This is a genomic window from Stenotrophomonas maltophilia group sp. LNF247 (assembly GCF_054083135.1).
On the sequence record NZ_JBSRQL010000005.1, the window covers coordinates 110,552 to 127,755 of the forward strand.

Below are 17,204 nucleotides of genomic sequence, written 5' to 3' on the forward strand. Positions count from 1 at the left end.
TTACCAACGCGCCTCCAGTGTCCGGAACGGTTTCGACAACCGCACACCCTCGGCATCGAAGTCGGAAACGCTACGCCCATCCACACGCACGGTCTTCGGCATGGTGCGCTCCGGCCACCAGACCTTCACCGTCGTCCCGCTGCGCAGCCCCTCACCAAGCGCCACCGTCAGCACCCCGTCGCGCTGCCGCGCCTGCATCTGCAACGTGCCATACGCTGTCGGCAGGCGTTCGACCGCCAACCCATCGCCAGCCACCCAAGACGGTGGCGTGCCCGGCAGCAGTGAGAGGGCATCATCGTCTTCGCGCATCAGCATGCCGAACAGCGTGCGGCCGTACTCGGCACCAATCCAGGTATGCGGCATGTCGCCCAGGTAACGCGGAAAACGTAGGCGTGAGTGCACGACCTCAGCCAGCACCTGCCACTCAAGCGGGCGCCGATCATGCAGAAGCCCCTGCAGCAGCTCATCGGCCACCTGCGGCTGGCCCAGGTGCACATAGCTCAGCACGTTGCGGATCTCGTACGGCGTGTAGGCATACAGCACACCGGGCTGGCTGCGCTTGCGCACGTCATCGAGATAGCGGGCGAAGGTGGTACGCAAGGCTTCTGCGGGCAGTACGCTCTGCGCCCCGGTGGGGTCCAGCGCGATCGATACGCCGGTGGGATCGCCATCGCCCAGGTCGGCCGAGGAGGGAATGAAGTCGATGCCCTTCCACGCCATCGTCGCCCGGATCGAGGCGTGCAGCGCGTCGTAAAGCAGTTTGTACTGTTCGCGTGCCCACACTGCGGTCTCGTGGTCGCCCAGCGATTCGGCCAGCCACGCGCCGTCGTGCCAGCCCTTCAGGCCCCAATAGTCGTCCCAGTAGCTGTGGGTGGGAGACGGATAACCCTCATGGCTGATCGACGGCGCAAGAATGCCCGCGAAGCGCTCCGGCGCTGGCTGGTCGGCCTTGTAGCCGGGCGCCAGCGTGCGTTCGCGCAGTTCCTGCAGGAAGCGCAGCGCTGCCTTCACTTTCGGCAGATAGGCACGTACCGATTCGGGTCCGCCATCGAGGCGCGCGACATCGGCCACCAGCGCCACGTACTGGCCCTGGCTGTCGTACTCGATATCCGAACCGAAACCGGTGTTGACGCTGCCATCGTCGTTGAGGATCGGCGAGACCAGGCCGTTGGCATGCACGCCGTGTTCGCTGTACCAGCCCAGATAGTCGCGCGCGACCTTGGCTTCACCCATGCGCAGCAGCACCGCCGAGGTGGCCATGCCGTCGCGGATGAAGGAGCGGTTGTAGTTGCGCGGGCCGGGCTGCATGGCCGGGCCGGTCTGGTTGATCAGCATGTAGGCGGCCTGCGCACGCAGCATGTCGACCAGTGAGGGATCGGGCAGGCGCAGGCCGACCTGGCCCAGCCGTGCCTGCCAGTCCGCGGAGGCCTGCGTGGCCAGGGAATCGAACGCCGCATTGGCATCGCGGGGCAGCGTGGCCAGATCGAGCGCAGGCGCTTCGGTCAGTGCGCCCTTGGTATCGGCGGCGGTAGTACCCAGCGGGAACGCGACCACGATGGCATCGCTGGCCCCCGGTGCCAGTGATACGCGGTAGTTCAACGCAGCCGAGGCAAGACCCTCGTCGTCGCGCGCCTGTTGCGTGGAGGGCAGCTGGCCGGCAGCGAGGGTCGCGGTGATTTCCGTTGCGCCATCCCTGCCAAACGGCGCCGCGCCGGACGCAGCCACCGGCGTGAGCGACTGCAGCAGCGTGCGTCCATTGATGCGCACCGCCTGCCCATCGATGGTCACATCGCGGATCGGTGACAGCCCGCCGTTCTGCCACGGCGGATTCATCTGCATCGGGCGCACGACCAGGCTGAGCGTGCCTTCGATCCTGGCGCTGCCCGTGTTGTGCAGGCGATGCCGCAAGAACGTTACCGGCTGGCCGTCGCGCTCGATGGCGAAAACCTCGCTGCGCAGCTCCAGGCCGGGCTGCGGTGACCAGGTGGCGGAGGGCATCGGCTTCCAGCCATCCCGCAACGCGTGCTGTATCGGCTGTCCTGCCGCGCCAGCGGCACGCCCGTCAGCGCCACGCCAGATCGGCTGCACCAGCGGCGCGCCCTTGAAGGCTTCCAGATTGCCGTATTCGTCGAAGATCGATTTCTGTCGTCCTGCGTGCACACCGACGGCGGTCCAGTAGGTCTGCTGCATCTGCAGCGATGCCGGGAACAATGCGCGCTGAGCGCCGCTGGCGGTGATCTGGTATCGCTTCATCGGCGTCATTACCGCCTTTGGCCCGAGCAGGCGCAGTCGCGCGACCTGCGGTGCGGGGCCGTCCACGCTCAGCCGGAACGCACGCAGGGGTTGTGCCGTGTCAGCAGCCAGCCAGCTTTGCCGATGATTGGCCGCCTGTGCATCGTGTGCGACGTCCTGCCAGCGGCCCTGTGCATCCTGCGCCTGCAGTCGTGCAGCGCCGCGCGCGCCATCGGCCCAGTCGACCACCAGGCCAGCCGTGGATTGAGCCTGCGGCAGCGTGATCTCGAGCGCATGGGATCCACCTTTTCCGGTCGGAACCGCAATGGTGCCGCCGCCTTGCCAGAGCGCGGCTGCCTGTGTTGCATCGACATCGGCGATGCGTGCGCTGAGCGTGCTGTCCAGCGGCTCCATCTCGAAGATCGACACACCCCAGTCGGAGGTGCGCTGCGGACTGGCCAGTCGTAGATAGCGCGCCTGCCGCGGCGCGAAGTACAGCGTTTCCACATCGCCCAGTGAATCGGCCATCGTGTACGCGGTCTGCCACTGCGTACCATCCATTGAGGTCTGCAGTGAATAGCCTTCCGGGTTGGAGACATCCCAGGTGAGTCGTGCGCCAGCCAGCAGGGTTGGCGTGCCCAGATCGATCTGGAACCAGTGGCCGGGGCTGAAGGCGCCGCCGGTGACGGTCTTCGGGTCGCCGTCGATCAGGTGGCTGATCGCCATCGCCGGCACCTGCTGCGAGGAACTGCTGGCCTGCCATTGGCTGCGCGGGGGAAGGGGCTGTGCCTGTGCGGCGGCGGCGAGGGCGGCCAGTATCAGGGTGGCGGCAGTAAGCCACGGAATGGCTGAGCGGGCAACCTTGGAGCGTTCGGCGCGCAATGTCATTACGTACAGCCTCGCAGGTTCGGCCGGTATCGGGCGAGCGCTACGCTAGCAAGGGATGTAATCGGTTACATGACGCACTGCAGCGTCGCAGGCCGCTTCTGTGGTTGACGCAGCCGAGCATGGCTCGGCTCTACATGGTTTCCGGCAGGTCAAGCGCACCGCACGCTACAACTCCACCGTCTCCCACCAGCGCGTGCCCGCCTGCGGCGCCTGCATGTCCAGCGCTTCGCCCATCATCGGCGTGGCCACCGGCACGTTCTTCGCCGCGGCCAAGGCGGTGATCCGCTCGAACGGCTGCTGCCATGCGTGCAGGGCCAGATCGAAGGTGCCGTTGTGGATCGGCAGCAGCCACTTGCCGCGCAGGTCCAGGTGCGCCTGGAGCGTCTGTTCCGGCTGCATGTGCACGAACGGCCAGCGCGGATCATAGGCACCGGTCTCGATCATGGTCAGGTCGAACGGGCCATACTTTTCGCCGATGGCCTTGAAGCCGTCGAAGTAGCCGGTGTCGCCGCTGAAGAAGATGCGGAAGTCACCGTCCTGGATCACCCACGACGCCCACAGGCTGCGGTCGCTGTCGCCCAGGCCGCGGCCGGAGAAGTGCTGGCCCGGGGTGGCGGTCAGGCGCAGGCCGCTGGCCTCGGTCGATTGCCACCAGTCCAGCTGTTCGACCTTGCTGGCGTCCACACCCCAGGCAATCAGCTGATCGCCGACGCCGAGCGGGGCGATGAAGCGCGCGGTCTTGCCGGCCAGCTGCATTACCGCGGCATGGTCGAGATGGTCATAGTGGTTGTGCGAGAGGATCACACCGGCTATCGGCGGCAGCGCGTCGATGCTGATCGGTGGCGCATGGAAGCGGGCCGGGCCCATCCACTGCACCGGCGAGGCGCGCTCGGAGAACACCGGATCGGTCAGCCAGTACTGGCCACGCAGCTTCAGCAGGATCGTGGAGTGCCCCAGCCGGAACAGGCTGCGGTCCGGCGCGGCGTCCAGCGTGGCGCGGTCCAGCGGCTGCACCGGAATGGGGTGGGCCGGGACGGTGCCCTTGGGCTTGTTGAACAGGAACGTCCACCAGATCTCCGCACCGTCGCGCAGGCCCATCGCCGGACGGGGCAGGGCATTGCGGAACTTGCCATCACGGTACTGCGGCGAATCGGGGAAGTCGGGGAGGGACCAGGACTTGCAGAAGGTGTAGGCGGTCACAGCGAGGATTCCAAGCAGGAGGACAAGGAGCAGGCGCTTCATGGGTGACGTCCGCTGAGTACACTGCACAGTGTAGTTTCGTGTTTTTCAAAAGTACACTGTACGGTGTAAAATGTGCGCATCCGTTCAGTTATCCGGTTTCTGCCATGCCCCGTGCCCCGCAACGCCTGACCGACCGCAAACGCGAGGCTATCGTGCGCGCGGCGGTGGAGGAGTTCCGTGCATCGGGCTACGAGGCGACCAGCATGGACCGCATCGCCGAGGTGGCCGGGGTCTCCAAGCGCACCGTCTACAACCACTTCCCGAGCAAGGAAGCGCTGTTCTCGATGATCCTGGAGGAGCTGTGGGAACGCAGCGTGGCCAGCGACGCACTGCCGTATCGCGCGGACCAGCCGTTGCAGGCGCAGCTGCTGCAGTTGCTGGGCCAGAAGCTGGAACTTCTCAGCGATGCCAACTTCATCGACCTGGCACGGGTGGCGATGGCCGAGGTCATCCACTCACCGGAGCGGGCGCAGGCCATCGTCTGCCGCATGGGCGAGAAGGAAAGTGGCGAGAGTGCCTGGATCCGCGCAGCAATTGCCGATGGCCGCCTGCGCGAGGTGGATCCGGACTTTGCCGGCCACCAGTTGCACGGCCTGGTGAAGAGCTTTGCGTTCTGGCCGCAGGTCACGATGGGGCAGCCACCGCTGACCGCGCAGGAACGTGCGCGCGTGGCCGAATCGGCGGTTGCGATGTTCCTGGGCTTCTACGCGGTCTAGCTGGCGGCGAAGCGACGGAACTCGTCGGCCGGCAGCGCCGCCGAGTACAGATAGCCCTGGCCGACATCCACGCCCAGGGCTCGCAGCTTCTGCTCCTGCGCCAGGGTTCCGGTACCTTCGGCCACCACGATCGCGCCGCAGCGGTGCGCGACCTCGACGATGAAGCGCACGATCGACTGTGACTTGGCGTCGGACAGCGTGGCGATCAGTGCCTGCTCGATCTTGACCTCGGCGATGGCCAGCTGCGAAAGCAGGATCAGGGTTGAATAGCCGGCGCCGAAATCATCCAGCGACAGGGTGACCCCGGCTGCCAGCAGCTGCGTGATGTTGGCATCGACCACGTCGCGCTCGACGATTTCGGTCCATTCGACGATCTCCAGGCGCAGCATCGGACCGGGGATGTCATGCAGTTGTAGCAGCTCCTGCAGGCGCAGGCCGAAGTCGGGCAGGCGCAGGGATTCGGCTGACACATTGACTGCGATGGTCAGCGCCGCGCCGTCCTGCCGGAAGTGCTGCAGGAAGTGCACCGCCGACTGCAGTGTGGCCCATTCCAGGTCTGCCAGCCGGCCCTGCCGGCGCAGCAGCGAGATCACCCGCATCGGTGCAATCGGCCGGCCTTCGCCATCGCGCATGCGCAGCAGCGCTTCGGCGCCGACCAACTGGCGGTCCTGCAGGCGATGCTTGGGCTGGTAGCACAGCGGTGCATCGCCCTGCTGCAGCCAGCGTTCGAGAGCGACTTCGATCAGGGCGTCGATCTCGCTGTCGCGCTGGATCGGGTCGTCGAAGAACACGACGCCCGATTCGATCGCACTCATCGTCAGGGTGATCGCCCGGAACGGCAGGTGACCGTCGTGTGTATCGGTGGGGGGCTTGAGTTCGACTACCGCGCAACGGAACAACGGGCGGAAACCCGGCCAATCGCGGCCCACCCGTTCGGCCAGGTTGCTGGCCAGCTCGGTGATCTGCGGTTGCGTACGTAGTTCGGACAAGGACAGGTCGCGCACCAGGATCGCCAGCGCGGCATCGCCGAACTGGTAGATGTCCAGTTGCCCGGTCGGCAGCGATGGCAGCAGCCGATGTACTTCTTCGGTGCTGTCGCGCTGCCACAGGCCGCTTTCCTGCAGCGGACCGTAGCGCAGGCGCAGATCGCGCAGGTTGCCCATCTCGGCCACGATCAGGCAGGCCTTGCCGAGGCCGTCGTTGTCTCGCCAGTACTGCTGCAGACGTTCGCCCAGCGCACGCATGTTGGGCAGGCCGCTGATCGGATCGATGCGCAGCCAGGCGTGTTCGCGCTGACGCTGTGCATCGATCTGCGCATCGTTGTAGACCAGTGCGAACACCGCGCCCAGCATCAGCAGTGACAGCGGCAGTGCCAGCAGGCGCTGGATTGCCAACTCCTCCACGGGTAGCTGATTGGCGCCGATGATTGCGACGCCCAGTGCCAGGCCCAACGCAGTGACGACGATACGCACGCCCCAGGCCTGCAGGATCATGCGCAGCGAGAGTTCATTGAGCATGCGCGGGTGCAGGCGCCTGCGCAGCCAGACGCCTGCCAGCATCTGCAGCGTGGCCTCGAGGCCGGCCGGCAGAAAATACTGGGTGCCGGCGAACTGGTAGCGGGCCAGCAGGCTGGCACCCAGGCAGGCCAGGCCGCCGCGCCAGCCGCCGAGCAGTCCGCTGACCAGCAGGATGTCGAAGCCGAGGTGCAGCTTGACCACGCCCTGGGTGTAGCGGGCTACGAACCAGGCGTTGAACAGGTAGATCAGGCCCAGCGCCACGCCCACGTACAGGCGGCGGCCTTCAATGGCATGGCCAGCGCGACGGGTGGCGATCAGCAGCACGCCGATCATGCCGATCACCGCCGTGGCCTGCAGCAGGTACAGCGGCAGGCTGGGCAGGCCGCTGTCCAGGACCTGGGCCGAGACCCGTGAAAGCGCATCCATAGCAGGTTCCCGCCTGTGACCGACGGCCAGTGAGGAGCAGGGTAAACCACAGGCGCCCGAGCGGCCACCAAGGGCCCCGGGCCGAGGCCTCTGCAGTCAGTAGCGCGGGTCGGCGATGGCCGGCAGCACCAGTTCGCGCACGAAGCCGGACGGTGACAACTGCAGCAACGCGCGCACCATCGCAACGACGTCATGCACGGGCACTAATTCGCCGTCGCCGCGCGCTGCGGCCTCTGCAACCGGCACCGACAGTGCATCGTCGGTGTTGAGGTAGCCCAGCTGCAGGCTGGTCACCGCCAGACGGCGATCGCGGAAGCCCTCGCGCAGTGCATCGGCGATGCCGTTGAGTGCGAACTTGGACGCGCCGAACGCCACTTCCGGGCGGCCACTGCGCGGCAGTGCCGAGGTTGATCCGGTCAGCACCAGCTGTGGGCGTGGTGCGCCGAGCACTCGCGGCAGCAGGCGCTGCAGCAGCACCAAGGTGGCGGTGATGTTGACGTCGACCAGTTGGGTGAGCGCGGCATCGCTCTCGTCGAGGAAGGCGTACTCGTCGCTGAAGGCGGTCTCTTCCCAGATGCCCAGGTTGTGGATCAGCACATCCAGATCGGCCGGTGCCTGCGCTGCGATGTGATTGGCAGCCAGGGTGGGTTGGGACAGATCGGCTTCGATCCACTGCAGGGTGACGCCCTCGGGGCATTCAAGATCGCGCGGACGGCTGCGCGAAACGCCGATGACGGTGTCGCCCGCACTGCACAGGCCTTCCACGAACGCCCGACCGAGGCCCCTGCTGGCGCCGATGACCATCAATTTCATGTAGCTTCCTTCCATTGCGCGCTCTGCTGGGCGGTGTGCTTCGGGATCGGCGAGAATCCGTAGGGTCCCCAGCAACAGGAGCATCCCGACATGGGAGCACCCGATCCCTTCACTGATGGCCTGCCGCTGCCGCGGGCGTGGCAGGAAGCGTTGGCCGATGCGCACATCGAGCGGCAGTCGATCGGCGTGTCTCGTGCGGATGTCGCGCGGGTGCATCGTCCCGGGCAGGCTGACGCCTTCCTGAAGTCGGAAGTGATCGACGCCTTCAGTGAGCTGGGCGATGAGATCGCGCGCCTGCGCTGGCTGCAGGAACAGGGACAACCGGCGCCAACGGTAATTGCCACCGCCGAAGAAGCGGGCCGGCGCTGGTTGCTGATGAGCGCGCTGCCCGGCCGCGACCTGGCTTCGTCGCCGGAACTCGCGCCGCAGCAGTTGGTGGAACTGCTGGCCGACGCGCTGCGCGGGCTGCATGCGTTGCCGGTGGCAGCCTGCCCGTTCGACCAGCGACTGGCCTCGCGCCTGGAGGCCGCGCAGGCCCGCGTCGAAGCGAGCCTGGTGGATGCCGATGATTTCGATGATGAGCGCCTGGGCCAGAGTCCACAGCAGGTCTTCGCTGAACTGTGCAGCACCCGTCCCGATCATGAAGATCTGGTGATCTGCCATGGCGATGCCTGCCTTCCGAATCTGATGGTGGCCGAGGGGCGTTTCAGCGGGTTCATCGACTGTGGGCGGCTGGGCGTGGCGGACCGCTACCAGGACCTGGCGCTGGCCGCGCGCAGCCTGGTCCACAACTTCGGCGACACGCGTTGGGTGGCGCCGTTGTTCCAGCGCTACGGCGCGTTGGCCGACGAGCGTCGGCTGGCGTTCTACCGGTTGCTCGACGAGTTCTTTTGAGCCCGCGCATGGCTGGCGATGGCCGCGCAGATCAGGCCACCGACCACGCTCAAGTGTTCCAGCGCGAAGAACAGGGCCAGCTGCTGTTCCGCGCCATGCTTGGTCCAGAAGGTATGCACGACGGCGATGGTCAGCAGCATGAACACTGCCAGCGCGCCGCTGCCCAGCCAGAGCAGGCGATCTAGCAGCAGGCACAGTACGCCGCCCAGCAGCACCACCGCGCTGGCGAGGTTGAACAGCACAGGCGGCTGCAGCCCGGCGGCCTGCATTTCGGCCACGCTGTTGTCCCACGCCAGCAGCTTGGCCAGGCCCGAGGACAGGAACACCACGGCCAGCAGCAGCCGGGCGAGGAACCACAGCACGCGGCTGTCGAGCAGGGTGGTGATCATCCGTGGCATGCAGGAACTCCGGGTTGGGCATGGAACAGGTCGCGCAGCATCGGGCCTCAACCGCAGTTGAGGTCAAGGCCGGCTGAACGGAGTCCGATGGTGGCCAGGTCGACATCTACAAAATGGACGAACGTTCGTTCATGATTGTGGCATGAGCCGAATCGACCGCAACGAGCAGCGCGTGACCCTGATCCTGCAGGCGGCCCTGCGGTGCTTCCTCGCCAAGGGATTCCACCAGACCAGCATGCGTGACATCGCGCAGGCGGCTGGCGTCAGCCTGGGCAACCTCTACAACCACTTCCCGGGCAAGGAAGCGATCATCCTTGCAGTGGCAGTGGCCGAGAGCGAAGAACTGGCACCGTTGCTGCGTCGACTGGCCGCGTCCGAAGGCGAGCGCGCACAGGTACTGAGTTTCCTTCAGGACTTCCACGCACTGTGCCGCCAGCCGGAATGGGCGACGCTTGCCGTCGAAGTGCTGGCCGAGAGCGCACGCAATCCGGCCGTGGCCGAGGCATTTGCGGCCAATCGCAGGCAATTGCAGGCGACCCTGGCCGAAGCCCTGCAGCAGGTGGCACGGCGCGAACGTCGGCGTCCCGTGCTGGCCCCGGCATTGCAGGCGCAGGTGCTGCTGGATGCCATTGAAAGCGATGCGCTGCGTCGGGGGCTGGGCGAAGCCGATGGCATCGATGAGGCCTCGCTGGATCTTGGCCTGCTCGCGCTGCTGCTCGGGGCACGCGCATGAGTGCCGTTGACCGGCGATTGCACGGCCTTGATCTGGCGCGCTACCTGGCCCTGGCCGGCATGGTGCTGGTCAACTTCCGCCTGGCGATGGCCGTGCCGGCAGAGGGTGAGAGTTGGTTGGCAGGGTTCTTCCATCTGCTGGAAGGCAAAGCCTCGGCGACGTTCGTCACTCTGGCCGGTCTTGGCCTGGTGCTGGCCACGCAGCGGCAGGGGTGGTGGCCGGCCAGCGTGCAGACCTGGAGGCGCGCGCTGTTCCTGATGGTGCTGGGCCTGCTCAACCTGACTCTGTTCCCGGCCGATATCCTGCACTACTACGCGGTGTATTTCGCGTTGGCGGTGGTGTGGCTGCGTGCGTCGCCGCGGGTGTTGCTGGCCAGCATCGTGGGCCTGGCGGCGTGTTCGTTCTGGGCGTTGCTGCGCTGGGACTACAGCCAGGGATGGAACTGGCAGACGCTGGAATACGCCGACCTGTGGCAATGGCCGGGCGCGGCCCGCAACCTGTTGTTCAACGGCTTCCATCCGCTGCTGCCGTGGCTGTGCTTCTTCCTGCTGGGGATGCTGCTGGCACGCCTTCAGCTGTCGCAACCGCGGGTGCAGCGAGCATTGCTGGTGCTGGGGCTGCTGCTGATCGCGGCCGGCCATGGCGTGCAGCAGCTTGCGCAGGGAACGCCTTGGCAGGTGTGGCTGGGAACGCAGCCGATGCCGCCGGGACCGGCTTATGTGCTCACGGGTGCGGGTGCGGCCTGCAGTGTCATTGCCGCCTGCCTGTGGCTGACGCGTGTGCAACCCGGGGACTGGCTGGAGCCGTTCATCGCGGCCGGACGCATGACCCTGACCCTGTACGTGGGCCACATCCTGCTGGGCATGGGCACGCTGGAAAGCTTGGGCCTGCTCGATGGCAGCGCGTCGCTCGCATCGGTGCTGCTGTGGGCGATGCTGTTCCTGATGCTGGCGACCGGCGCGGCCTGGCTGTGGTCGTGGCAGTTCGCACGCGGCCCCCTGGAGATGGTGATGCGACGCATCGCAGGCTAGTTCTCTGGTCGCGGCGAGCTGATGTTGTGACGGACATGTCTGTGTCGCGGCGGATGCATCTGCGATAGTGGCAGCAGGCAATACTTTCCGCTTGCATCCATGTCATTCGCTTCGGCGCAGCATCTCGGCGAAGTCCTGCAACAATCCTATGGCATCACTGCCACCGCCGTGGTGCCACGCCCGGTGGGTGCCGACGCCAATGCCAGCGTGTATCGCGTCGATGCGCGGCACGGGCAGTGGTGGTTGAAATGCCGCACCTACCAGGTCGCCCCAGCGGTGTGGGACAGCCTGCATTGGCTGCGCGGCACGCTGGGTATCGATGAGATCGTTGCGCCGTGGCCAGCATTGACCGGCGGCGCATCGGTACAGCGGTGGGGGCTGCAGTTCACCCTGTTCCCTTATGTGGAAGGGCAGTCCGGATTCGAGGCGGCGTTGAGCCGCACGCAGTGGAAGCGGTTGGGCGAGGTACTGCGGCGCCTGCACGGCGCGCAACTGCCAGCGCAACTGCAGCAGGCGCTGCCGATCGTACGGCTGGAAACCGCGGCGCTGGAGACGGTCGGTCAATGGCTGGCCGGCGAAGGCCTGGCGGCCGCGAAGGACGGGCTGGGCCGCGCATTTGTTTCGGTATGGGACCAGCAGCATGCGCGCATCGCGGCGCTGCATGCGCAGGCACGGGAGCTGCTCGTGGCATTGCAGGACGTACCGGTAGATCTGCATCTGTGTCACACCGACCTGCATGCCGGCAACCTGCTGATGGGCAATGACGGGGGCCTGCACCTGATCGATTGGGACGGCCTTTCGCTGGCCCCGCGCGAGCGCGACCTGATGTTCATTGGTGCGGCGGTTGGTGGGCGCTGGGGGCGCGAGAATCCGCTGGGCTTCGAGGAGGGCTACGGCAGCGACCGCGGCGATCCGCGCTGGATCGCCTGGTACCGGCATTGGCGCATCCTGCAGGACCTGATCGAGTTCCAGCAGGTGCTGTTGGGCAGCGATGGCGAGGAGCGTTCGCCGCAGTTGCGCCGGCAGTCGTTGCACTATCTGGGCGAGCAGTTCGCGCCGGGCAATGTGTTCGATGCGGCGGAGCGGGTGTATCGCGCACTGTAGATCCACGCCATGCGTGGATGAACCCTGCGCGCTCAGTCAACGGTGGAGGCGCGAAGAGCAGCCGAGCGTAGGCTCGGCTCTACAGAGGAGTGCAGCGTCATCCACGTGTGGCGTGGATCTACTCGGCGGGCTTGGCCGCTGCAGAGGCCGCCGCGCTTGCAGCGCGGCGTGACAGCACGGCTTCGCGGTGGGCGATGTAGGCGTTGGCGGCGAGGATGATGCCGGCACCGATGATCGTCCAGCGGTCCACCGTTTCGTTGAACAGCAGCCAGCCGAACAGCGTTACCAGTGGCAGCTGCAGGAAGCTGATCGGGGTCAGGGCGGAGACTTCGCCCAGCCGTAGCGCGCGGGTCCACAACAGCTGGCCGACGGTGCCGAGCACGCCGGTGGCCAGCAGCCACAGCCACGCCATGCCGGAGGGCCAGACCCAGACGAACAGTGCCGGGACCAGCGACAGCGGCACCCAGAACACGTAGGTGTAGAGCACCACGGTGTCAGCGCTGTCGACACGGGTCAGCTGCTTGATCTGGATCGCCACCAATGAGCTGAGCACGGCGGCTGCCACCGCTACCAGGCTGCCCGCGGTGAAGCCGGCGGTACCGGGGCGCACGATCACCAGCACACCGATGAATCCAACCACCACCGCAGCCCAGCGGCGTACACGCACGGTCTCGCCCAGCCACAGCACGGCGGCGATGGTGACGAACAACGGCGTGGAGTACGAGAGGGAAACCGCCTGCGCCAGTGGCAGATGGCCCAGTGCCCAGAATGCGCACAGCATCGAACCCAGGCCAATCGCACTGCGCACGAAATAACGCGGCAGCTGCTGCGTTTTCAGTGGTGCATGGCCGGGGCGCAGCAGCATCGGCAGCAACGCGAGCAGGCCAAAGGCATTGCGAAAGAACGCCACTTCCTGGGTTGGTACGTACCGGGTGGCGTAGCGGATGGCGACGGCCATCAGGCCGAATGCCATCGTGCTGCCGAGCATCAGCAGCGCCGCCCGCATCGGGGTGGCGCTGGGGGAGAGGGCGGGGGTGTTCACCACTGTGCGCCGAGCAGGCGGGGCTCCGGTTCGATCGGCACGCCGAACTTTTCCAGCACCGAGGCCGAGATGCGTCGCGCCAGCGCCAGCAGCTCAGCACCGGTGGCGTTGCCGTAATTGACCAGCACCAGCGCGTGGCTCGGCGCGACGCCGGCATCGCCTTCGCGGAAGCCCTTCCAGCCGCAGGACTCGATCATCCAGGCCGCAGAGACCTTGCGCTTGTCGTCCTGTTCGGCCGGGAACACCGGCAGCTCGGGGAAGTGCTGCAGCAGTACGTCCACCTGTTCCAGTGGCAGTACCGGGTTCTTGAAGAAGCTGCCGGCGTTGCCCAGCACATCCGGATCGGGCAGCTTGCGGCGGCGGATCGCGATCACCGCATTGGCCACGTCCACGGCACTGGGCAGCTCCACGCCCTGTGCCCGCAGTTCCTCACGGATGCCGGCGTAGTCCATGCGCAGGTCGTGCAGCAGCGGCAGCCTGAGCTCGATGGCGGTGATCAGGTAGCGATCGGGTTGCTGCTTGAAAACGCTGTCGCGGTAGGCGAAGCCACACTGTTCGTTGTCCAGCCGCACCCAGGCCTGCTCCTGGCAGTCCCAGGCTTCAACGGCCTGGATGAACTCGCCGACCTGCGCGCCATAGGCACCGATGTTCTGGATCGGCGCGGCACCGGCCGTGCCGGGAATCAGCGCCAGGTTCTCCAGGCCGGACAGGCCTTCCTGCAGGGACCACATCACCAGGCCATGCCAGGACACGCCAGCGCCGGCGCGGATCACCGCATGGTCGGCGCGGTGCTCCAGGAAGCTGATGTCCCGGTTGCCGAACACCAGCACGGTGCCAGGCAGGTCTTCGGCGATCAGTACGTTGCTGCCGCTGCCCAGCACCAGCAGCGGGCCGCTGGCCACCTCGGGCAGCGCCAGCACGTCCGGCAGCAGTGCGGCATCGTGCAGTTCCAGCAGCTGCGTGGCGCTGGCCTGCACGTGGAAGGTGTTCAGCGCCTGCAGCGGCGCATTGCGGGTGAGCGTCCAGCGCAGCGGGGCGTTGCCGTCGACGGTATCCATGGGCGCGCTCACAGTGGGGCCACCGCGCCGCGGCTCGGCGCTTCGCGGCGGCGACGGATCGCCTCCACGCATTCAGAGACCAACGCCGGGCCACGGAAGATCAAGCCGCTGTAGCACTGCACCAGCGCCGCGCCTGCGGCCATCTTGGCCACCGCATCGGCACCGGACAGGATGCCGCCGACGCCGACCAGCGGGACCGATTCGGGCAGGCGCGAACGCAGGCGGCGCAGTACCAGCGTGGACTGCTCCAGCACCGGCGCGCCGGACAGGCCGCCGGCTTCGTTGGCCAGCGGATCGCCGGCCACCTTGCTGTGGTCGATGGTGGTATTGGTGGCGATCACGCCGTCCACCTGCAGCTCGCCGAGCACGCGGGCGGCGGCATCGATGTCGCGCTCGCTCAGGTCCGGTGCCACCTTCACCAGCATCGGCACGCGGCGACCATGCTGCGCGGCCAGGGCTTCCTGGCGGTCACGCAGCTGGCTGACCAGTTGGCGCAGCGCGGTTTCTTCCTGCAGCTCACGCAGGCCGGCGGTGTTGGGCGAGGAGATGTTGACGGTGATGTAGTCGGCCAGCGGATAGACCTTGTCCAGGCAGGCGATGTAATCGTCCACCGCCTGTTCGTTGGGGGTGTCCTTGTTCTTGCCGATGTTGATGCCGAGCAGGCCGCGACGGTTGCGCGCGCGTTCGACGTTGCGCACCAGCGCGTCCACGCCCGCATTGTTGAAGCCCATGCGGTTGATGATTGCGTTGTGCGCCGGCAGGCGGAACAGGCGCGGCTGCGGATTGCCGGCCTGCGGACGCGGGGTGATGGTGCCGATCTCGACGAAGCCGAAACCCAGCGCGAACAATGCATCGATGTGCTCGCCATTCTTGTCCAGGCCGGCGGCCAGGCCGACCGGATTGGGGAAGGTCAGCCCGAACACGGTGCTCGGCATCGGCGCGATGCGTGCGGCCAGCAGCGGCGTGGTGCCGGTGCGATAGGCCAGGTCCAGTGCGGACAGGCCGAGGCCGTGGGCGCGCTCGGCGTCGAGCGAGAACAGGAAGGGGCGGGCAAGCGAATACATGCGTCGGTTCAGTCCAGCGTGCCAAGGAAGGCTCGGGTTCGATATTCAAAAGCAACCTGGCCGTCGACCGCGTGGGCGGCGAACAGGTCCTGCAGGGCGGCGATCATCGGCGCATGGCGCGGATGACCGGCTTGCGGGGCGTAGGAGGAGGAGAGCAGGCGCCCGCGCAGGGCGTCGAAATCCAGATGTTGCACGTTCGGCAGCTCCACCATGCCGCGCAGACCGGGGCCGAACCAGGCCTGCATGGTGGCGTCGTCCTGGTAGCGCTCGGCAACGGCGGTGTAGTCGGTGCCGTAGTCCAGCAGCAGCTGCTCGTAGCCGACCAGGAACGGGCTGGCATCGAGCAGGCGCGAGTTCCAGTAGATCAGTGCCAGGCCACCCGGGCGCAGGATGCGCTGCCACTCGGCGCGCACCGCCACGGTGTCGAACCAGTGGAAGGCCTGCGCGACGCTGACCAGATCGATGCTGGCATCGTCCAGTGTGGTGGCCTCGGCGCGGCCGTCCACCGCACGGAACTGCGGGTACTGCGGTGCCAGCCATTCCTCGGCCGCGCCCCGCATGGCGGCGTTGGGTTCAACCGCGACTACTGGATGGCCGCTGGCCAGGAACAGGCGACTGGAAATACCGGTGCCGGCGCCGATGTCGGCGACCACGGCCTCGTGGCTGACGCCCATCGGGCCATGCAGCCACTCCAACAGGGCGGGCGGGTAATCGGGCCGGTAGCGGACGTAGTCGGCGACGCGGCTGCTGAAGCGTTCAGTGCTGTCGGAGGCAGTCATGGCGTCACTTCGACACTGCCGCCAGCCATGCCAGGCCGCCGAAGAACAGGATGAAGACCAGGATGGCGGCAAGCACGGCGCCGACCATGACCCAGCCCAGCACAAGGCCGGTAACGGCCATGCCATCGCCTTCCAGTTCAAGCGGGCGGCGCCGGATTTCGGCGCGGGCCATGTGGCCGGTGATGATGGCCACGATGCTGGCCACGAAGGGCAGGACGGTCCAGCTGGCGATGCCCATGACCAGGCTGACCACGGCCAGGGCGCTTGTCTGTCGGGGTGCCACGCTCATCGGGGTCCTCCTTGGCAGTGTGCACATGATAGTGCGTCTGCCCGGGCAATCCCATGGGCAGTGCCCTGTAGAGCCGAGCCCATGCTCGGCTGCCCCCTTGGGCTGATGCGGGATCGACCGCGTCTTGCGCGCAAGCCGAGCATGGGCTCGTCTCTACAGATTCAGCCCATCAACACCTGGCCGCCATCCACGTTGAGCACATGACCGGTGATCCAGCGCGCCAGCGGCGAGCACAGGAACAGGGCAGCGTCGGCGATCTCGCGCGGGTGGCCGAAGCGGCCGAACGGGATCTTCGCCAGGGTGCCGTGGTACAGGGCGGGATCTTCGGTGCGGCGGCGATCCCACAGGCCGTCATCGAACTCGATCGAGCCCGGGGCGATGGCATTGACCCGGATCCGGTCCTTGGCCAGCGCCAGTGCCTGCGAGGTGGTGTAGTGCGACAGCGCGGCCTTGGCGGCAGCGTAGGGCGCGCCACCGGGACGCGGCTGCTGGGCGGCGATCGAGGACAGGTTGAGGATGCAGGCATCGCTGGATGCGCGCAGCCACGGCAGTGCCAGGCGCGAGGCCCGTACCGCCGCCATCAGGTCGATCTGCAGGCTGGCGGCCCAGCCGTCCTCGTCATCGGCCATGCCATAGCCGGTGGCGTTGTTGACCAGTACATCGATACCGCCGAGGGCATCGGCGGCGGCCTGCAGCCAGGCCTGGATCTGGCCGGGATCGGCCAGATCGGTAGAGAACGCGTGCAGTTCGAAGCCCTGCGCCCGTGCATCGGCACGCAGGGCATCCAGGCCGGCCTGGCCGCGGGCGCAGGCCGAGACCTGCGCACCGGCGCCGGCAAATGCCAGCGCCATTTCACGGCCGATGCCCTTGCTGCCGCCGGCGATGAGCACGCGGCGGCCGGTGAAATCAATCACCGGCTTGCCACCCTGTAGCGCCGAGCCATGCTCGGCTGCATTTCCTGCGGTGTTCATGGCGCAT

16 protein-coding genes are annotated in these 17,204 nt (G+C 67.1%); 5 read left to right on the top strand and 11 right to left on the bottom strand.

All coding sequences use genetic code 11. The features are described 5' to 3' along the window. Both ACTXG9_RS07185 and ACTXG9_RS07190 read right to left on the bottom strand, forming a co-directional pair. Window positions 1-3,120: a discoidin domain-containing protein gene (locus ACTXG9_RS07185; RefSeq protein WP_456115606.1), complete on the bottom strand. Its 3,120-nt coding sequence runs from the start codon at window positions 3,118-3,120 to the stop codon at window positions 1-3. 165 nt (window positions 3,121-3,285) lie between these two features. Then, window positions 3,286-4,362: an MBL fold metallo-hydrolase gene (locus ACTXG9_RS07190; protein ID WP_456115607.1), complete on the bottom strand. Its 1,077-nt coding sequence runs from the start codon at window positions 4,360-4,362 to the stop codon at window positions 3,286-3,288. Between the two features lie 104 nt (window positions 4,363-4,466). On the opposite strand from ACTXG9_RS07190, the gene ACTXG9_RS07195 reads away from it, so the two are divergent. Next, window positions 4,467-5,078: a TetR/AcrR family transcriptional regulator gene (locus tag ACTXG9_RS07195; RefSeq protein WP_021202877.1), complete on the top strand. Its 612-nt coding sequence runs from the start codon at window positions 4,467-4,469 to the stop codon at window positions 5,076-5,078. Here the strand turns inward: ACTXG9_RS07195 and ACTXG9_RS07200 are convergent. Both ACTXG9_RS07200 and ACTXG9_RS07205 read right to left on the bottom strand, forming a co-directional pair. Beyond that, on the bottom strand, window positions 5,075-7,021 hold the full coding sequence (locus ACTXG9_RS07200; protein WP_456115608.1) for an EAL domain-containing protein: 1,947 nt from the start codon (window positions 7,019-7,021) through the stop codon (window positions 5,075-5,077). The genes ACTXG9_RS07195 and ACTXG9_RS07200 overlap by 4 nt on opposite strands. 96 nt (window positions 7,022-7,117) lie before the next feature. After that, window positions 7,118-7,834: an SDR family NAD(P)-dependent oxidoreductase gene (locus ACTXG9_RS07205; protein WP_005413133.1), complete on the bottom strand. Its 717-nt coding sequence runs from the start codon at window positions 7,832-7,834 to the stop codon at window positions 7,118-7,120. Between the two features lie 90 nt (window positions 7,835-7,924). Here ACTXG9_RS07205 and ACTXG9_RS07210 point away from each other — a divergent pair, with 90 nt between their 5' ends. Then, window positions 7,925-8,728 carry an APH(3')-II family aminoglycoside O-phosphotransferase gene (locus ACTXG9_RS07210; RefSeq protein WP_111103743.1) on the top strand — a complete coding sequence of 268 codons (804 nt, stop codon included), beginning with the start codon at window positions 7,925-7,927 and terminating at the stop codon, window positions 8,726-8,728. Here ACTXG9_RS07210 and ACTXG9_RS07215 read toward each other — a convergent pair. Beyond that, on the bottom strand, window positions 8,701-9,126 hold the full coding sequence (locus ACTXG9_RS07215) for a DoxX family protein (protein ID WP_188249773.1): 426 nt from the start codon (window positions 9,124-9,126) through the stop codon (window positions 8,701-8,703). The genes ACTXG9_RS07210 and ACTXG9_RS07215 overlap by 28 nt on opposite strands. A 142-nt stretch (window positions 9,127-9,268) precedes the next feature. On the opposite strand from ACTXG9_RS07215, the gene ACTXG9_RS07220 reads away from it, so the two are divergent. The 3 genes from ACTXG9_RS07220 to ACTXG9_RS07230 all read left to right on the top strand — a co-directional run bounded on the left by ACTXG9_RS07220 (window position 9,269) and on the right by ACTXG9_RS07230 (window position 11,994). After that, complete coding sequence (locus ACTXG9_RS07220) at window positions 9,269-9,859, top strand: TetR/AcrR family transcriptional regulator (protein WP_206621813.1); 591 nt, start codon at window positions 9,269-9,271, stop codon at window positions 9,857-9,859. Beyond that, window positions 9,856-10,890 (top strand): DUF418 domain-containing protein, encoded by a 1,035-nt coding sequence (locus ACTXG9_RS07225; RefSeq protein ID WP_111103731.1) that lies wholly within the window; start codon window positions 9,856-9,858, stop codon window positions 10,888-10,890. Before ACTXG9_RS07220 ends, ACTXG9_RS07225 begins: the two co-directional genes overlap by 4 nt. Window positions 10,891-10,989: 99 nt before the next feature. Continuing rightward, window positions 10,990-11,994: an aminoglycoside phosphotransferase family protein gene (locus ACTXG9_RS07230; protein WP_019661358.1), complete on the top strand. Its 1,005-nt coding sequence runs from the start codon at window positions 10,990-10,992 to the stop codon at window positions 11,992-11,994. A gap of 118 nt (window positions 11,995-12,112) precedes the next feature. Here ACTXG9_RS07230 and ACTXG9_RS07235 read toward each other — a convergent pair whose 3' ends face one another. The 6 genes from ACTXG9_RS07235 to ACTXG9_RS07260 form a co-directional block, all read right to left on the bottom strand. Beyond that, window positions 12,113-13,000 (bottom strand): DMT family transporter, encoded by an 888-nt coding sequence (locus ACTXG9_RS07235; RefSeq protein ID WP_019661359.1) that lies wholly within the window; start codon window positions 12,998-13,000, stop codon window positions 12,113-12,115. A 32-nt stretch (window positions 13,001-13,032) separates the two neighbouring features. Next, entirely contained in the window at window positions 13,033-14,094 is a 1,062-nt protein-coding gene (gene murB, locus ACTXG9_RS07240; RefSeq protein WP_180832249.1) for a UDP-N-acetylmuramate dehydrogenase, read from the bottom strand. Between the two features lie 8 nt (window positions 14,095-14,102). Then, window positions 14,103-15,158: a quinone-dependent dihydroorotate dehydrogenase gene (locus ACTXG9_RS07245; RefSeq protein ID WP_049483210.1), complete on the bottom strand. Its 1,056-nt coding sequence runs from the start codon at window positions 15,156-15,158 to the stop codon at window positions 14,103-14,105. An 8-nt stretch (window positions 15,159-15,166) separates the two neighbouring features. After that, window positions 15,167-15,937 carry a class I SAM-dependent methyltransferase gene (locus ACTXG9_RS07250; protein ID WP_180832247.1) on the bottom strand — a complete coding sequence of 257 codons (771 nt, stop codon included), beginning with the start codon at window positions 15,935-15,937 and terminating at the stop codon, window positions 15,167-15,169. A gap of 4 nt (window positions 15,938-15,941) precedes the next feature. Then, entirely contained in the window at window positions 15,942-16,226 is a 285-nt protein-coding gene (locus ACTXG9_RS07255; RefSeq protein WP_019661363.1) for a DUF4190 domain-containing protein, read from the bottom strand. 161 nt (window positions 16,227-16,387) lie between these two features. Beyond that, window positions 16,388-17,197, bottom strand: a complete 810-nt coding sequence (locus ACTXG9_RS07260; RefSeq protein WP_134735664.1) for an SDR family NAD(P)-dependent oxidoreductase — start codon at window positions 17,195-17,197, stop codon at window positions 16,388-16,390. Window positions 17,198-17,204: the final 7 nt, after the last annotated feature.

What these genes read in the sequence shown, in the direction of transcription:
- ACTXG9_RS07215 (WP_188249773.1), bottom strand. Translation starts at nt 9,126, where the DNA reads ATGCCACGGATGATCACCACCCTGCTCGACAGCCGCGTGCTGTGGTTC.
- ACTXG9_RS07245 (WP_049483210.1), bottom strand. Translation starts at nt 15,158, where the DNA reads ATGTATTCGCTTGCCCGCCCCTTCCTGTTCTCGCTCGACGCCGAGCGC.
- ACTXG9_RS07200 (WP_456115608.1), bottom strand. Translation starts at nt 7,021, where the DNA reads ATGGATGCGCTTTCACGGGTCTCGGCCCAGGTCCTGGACAGCGGCCTG.
- ACTXG9_RS07235 (WP_019661359.1), bottom strand. Translation starts at nt 13,000, where the DNA reads ATGCGGGCGGCGCTGCTGATGCTCGGCAGCACGATGGCATTCGGCCTG.
- ACTXG9_RS07210 (WP_111103743.1), top strand. Translation starts at nt 7,925, where the DNA reads ATGGGAGCACCCGATCCCTTCACTGATGGCCTGCCGCTGCCGCGGGCG.
- ACTXG9_RS07225 (WP_111103731.1), top strand. Translation starts at nt 9,856, where the DNA reads ATGAGTGCCGTTGACCGGCGATTGCACGGCCTTGATCTGGCGCGCTAC.
- ACTXG9_RS07250 (WP_180832247.1), bottom strand. Translation starts at nt 15,937, where the DNA reads ATGACTGCCTCCGACAGCACTGAACGCTTCAGCAGCCGCGTCGCCGAC.
- ACTXG9_RS07205 (WP_005413133.1), bottom strand. Translation starts at nt 7,834, where the DNA reads ATGAAATTGATGGTCATCGGCGCCAGCAGGGGCCTCGGTCGGGCGTTC.
- murB (WP_180832249.1), bottom strand. Translation starts at nt 14,094, where the DNA reads ATGGATACCGTCGACGGCAACGCCCCGCTGCGCTGGACGCTCACCCGC.
- ACTXG9_RS07185 (WP_456115606.1), bottom strand. Translation starts at nt 3,120, where the DNA reads ATGACATTGCGCGCCGAACGCTCCAAGGTTGCCCGCTCAGCCATTCCG.
- ACTXG9_RS07230 (WP_019661358.1), top strand. Translation starts at nt 10,990, where the DNA reads ATGTCATTCGCTTCGGCGCAGCATCTCGGCGAAGTCCTGCAACAATCC.
- ACTXG9_RS07195 (WP_021202877.1), top strand. Translation starts at nt 4,467, where the DNA reads ATGCCCCGTGCCCCGCAACGCCTGACCGACCGCAAACGCGAGGCTATC.
- ACTXG9_RS07220 (WP_206621813.1), top strand. Translation starts at nt 9,269, where the DNA reads ATGAGCCGAATCGACCGCAACGAGCAGCGCGTGACCCTGATCCTGCAG.
- ACTXG9_RS07260 (WP_134735664.1), bottom strand. Translation starts at nt 17,197, where the DNA reads ATGAACACCGCAGGAAATGCAGCCGAGCATGGCTCGGCGCTACAGGGT.
- ACTXG9_RS07255 (WP_019661363.1), bottom strand. Translation starts at nt 16,226, where the DNA reads ATGAGCGTGGCACCCCGACAGACAAGCGCCCTGGCCGTGGTCAGCCTG.
- ACTXG9_RS07190 (WP_456115607.1), bottom strand. Translation starts at nt 4,362, where the DNA reads ATGAAGCGCCTGCTCCTTGTCCTCCTGCTTGGAATCCTCGCTGTGACC.